The sequence below is a fragment of the Romboutsia timonensis genome, from assembly GCF_900106845.1.
Lineage (GTDB): Bacteria > Bacillota > Clostridia > Peptostreptococcales > Peptostreptococcaceae > Romboutsia > Romboutsia timonensis.
Genome location: NZ_LT629852.1, coordinates 1 through 2799, shown reverse-complemented (window position 1 = coordinate 2799; position 2799 = coordinate 1). Strand labels below are relative to the sequence as shown.

Below are 2799 nucleotides of genomic sequence, written 5' to 3'. Positions count from 1 at the left end.
ATCCTGAGCCAGGATCAAACTCTCAAATAAAAGTTGTTACCTGCTCAGACTATCATTATCTGAATATCTGGCTTGGTTTGTTAGTTTCAATTCTATAAATTAACCTACTGTTTAATTTTCAAAGTTCATTTCTTAAGCGACTGTGTCGGCGCTATTTTTTAACTTCTTTAAGTTTATCAAAGTTATTTTTCCTTGTCAACTTATTTTTTAAAGTTTTTTTCTTTTGTTTTGCCCTTTCCTTAAGGACAAGTATAACTATACCACCTGAAAATTGTATCGTCAACACTTTTTTTAAATTATTTTTTATAATAATTTTATTTTTTAAGTTATCAACATTGTATTTTATTTTTATCAACAATATCTACAAGCTGTATCATACATATATAGTAAAGTACTTAATTTTTATCCACACTTTTAACATTTGATGTTATTAATATATTTTTTTAATAAAATTTGACTGATCTTAGAATTTAATTTAACAATATATAAAAAGTAGGAGCATAGCCCCTACCGTTATAATTCATAATATATTAACATTATTAATCAAGTCATCTATTTACTTTCTTGCTTACCAATCTACTTAGTCAATTCAAATCATCGTAATAAAATGTATCAATCATATTCTAATTAATAGGTACTTTTATTTTTATATCATTTAATTCACCATTTTCATACTCCTTATAAGAGCCTGGATTTTTTTCATCATCAATATAATTTCTTTCAGTATAAACTATCTCTATATATTTACATTTATCATCAATAGGTTCAAATTTTGCTAAACGTCTCTCTTTATCTTGATCTTCATCATACAGATAATCATCTTGTAATAATGTTAAAAATTTGCCTTTATCATCGTATAAAATAATACTATAAAAAGTAGTTATACCTCGTTTATCTTTTTCTTTATCTTTTGGTATTGTATATTCAATATCTAAACTAAAAGCATTTTTATTTACTGTGTGAGTAGTATATGCATCACTTGTTTTATTAACATCTATTTTATAATTCGCATCACGATTTACTTTTACTGGAAATTCAAAATTCCATTCATTACTTTTTACAGGCTCAATATAATCAAAAGAGGTCTTCAGCATAAATTCATCAGGAATTTCGTCAGTTAAATAGTCTAAAAAAATTGTTTGTATACCTACAAATGTATAGTCATCAACAAAAGCTCCCTCTAAACTACCCTTACTCCACAAATTGGAGTTCTTTTTAAAATCTACAGTATTCCTATCACTAATTATTATATTAGTAGAAAGTTGATCTTCATCGAACTTGGTATCTTTTTTTATTATATAAGATACATACAAATTGCTACCATCACAAACTACTTTTTCTGCAGTTACAGTTATACCATTTGAAGTAACTGTTTGATTTATAGGTTGGCTATATTTATCTATATATTCGTTGAATGATATAGACATAGTCTCACTACTTTTATTATTTTTTAACTCTTCAAAAACATTATTTAAAAACGGCATTCTCTGAGCTATAACATTTAATGAAAATCCTGTAAATATAGCTCCCATAATACTAGCACTAATAGCCATTTTCGCTATTTTATTTTTTCTTCTTTTTTTATCTATTATTGCTTTGTTTAAACCATTTTTTATAAATAAATCTATCTCTTTAGGTATTTCAATATTATTAAACTCATTATTATTCACTTAGATAATCCTCCTTTAAAATATTGCTTAGGCTTTCTCTAGCTCTTTTTAGTTGAATTTTAATCGTATTAATTGGTAAATCTAAAATATCTGATATCTCTTCTATTTTCATATCATTAAAGTATTTTAAAATTATGACACTTTTATATTTTGGTTTAAGTAAATCTATTGCTTTATATAAATCTATTTTTTCTTCAATAGATATTCCAGATTCCTTATATACAAGTGGGGTATCTTCATCTAAAGATACTATTTTACTTTCTTTTTTTATATAGTTTATAGCAGTATTAATTAATATTTTTGTTATCCAATTTTTAAATACTGTCTTATTTTTTAAAGTGTGTATATTCATCCATGCTTTATATGTAGACTCCTGTATTATATCTAAAGCACTTTCTTTATTTTTCACATAACTATATGCAATTTTATATAGATATTCTTTATAATGAATCAATAGATTTTCAAAAGCCTCTTGATTTCCCTTTTTTATTTTTTTCATTAAATACGTTTCAATTTCTGTATCTCCTCTAGAGTATACTTTTTTAATATTTAACACTAACTACGTCCCCATTTCTTTAAATTTTTCTTATATTATAAAAGACAATCTACTTACTAAAAAGGTTTCATTAATTTAACTTATAATTTATTTTTAATATATCAAATTTATCGAGTTTAAATTTTTCTAATTATAAGTTAAATCCAATAGCTTAAATATATCATTGGATTTTTTATTTCATATTATCTAATAATTGTTACCTTTCTATATTATGATATTAGAGCAATATATTCAGATTTGCTTTATCACTATTTACCTTTTTAAATATCTTGATGTTACTTTAATACACAAATTTTTACCATATTAAAAAATATTACAATTTACTTGCAATAAAAAAAGACGTAGATATAATCTACGCCTTAATTTGAGCAATAAAAAAAGATTACGTGGCTACGTCTTACTCTCCCAGGCGGTCGCCCACCAAGTACCATCAGCTCTAAAGAGCTTAACTTCTGTGTTCGGTATGGGAACAGGTGTATCCTCTTTGCTATAATAACCACATAATCTTTAATTTAGAGTTAATACTCTGAAAACTGCATATCATTTAAGATTTATCATTTTATTTTAGCAACC

The 2799-nt window shown here is 24.7% G+C and carries 3 protein-coding genes and 1 rRNA gene; all 4 read right to left on the bottom strand.

Going from position 1 to position 2799, the window contains the following annotated elements:
• Positions 1-151: 151 nt before the first annotated feature.
• Positions 152-355, bottom strand: coding sequence for a hypothetical protein (locus BN7997_RS13950; RefSeq protein WP_071121452.1), 204 nt, complete (start codon positions 353-355; stop codon positions 152-154).
• A gap of 268 nt (positions 356-623) precedes the next feature.
• Complete coding sequence (locus tag BN7997_RS13945) at positions 624-1670, bottom strand: DUF4179 domain-containing protein (protein WP_071121451.1); 1047 nt, start codon at positions 1668-1670, stop codon at positions 624-626.
• The gene (locus tag BN7997_RS13940; protein ID WP_071121450.1) at positions 1663-2226 is read right to left on the bottom strand and encodes a sigma-70 family RNA polymerase sigma factor; all 564 of its coding nucleotides are present in this window, start codon (positions 2224-2226) and stop codon (positions 1663-1665) included. The genes BN7997_RS13945 and BN7997_RS13940 overlap by 8 nt, the downstream gene beginning before the upstream one ends.
• A gap of 384 nt (positions 2227-2610) precedes the next feature.
• Positions 2611-2727: ribosomal RNA gene (gene rrf, locus BN7997_RS13935) — 5S ribosomal RNA — on the bottom strand.
• Positions 2728-2799 lie beyond the last annotated feature (72 nt).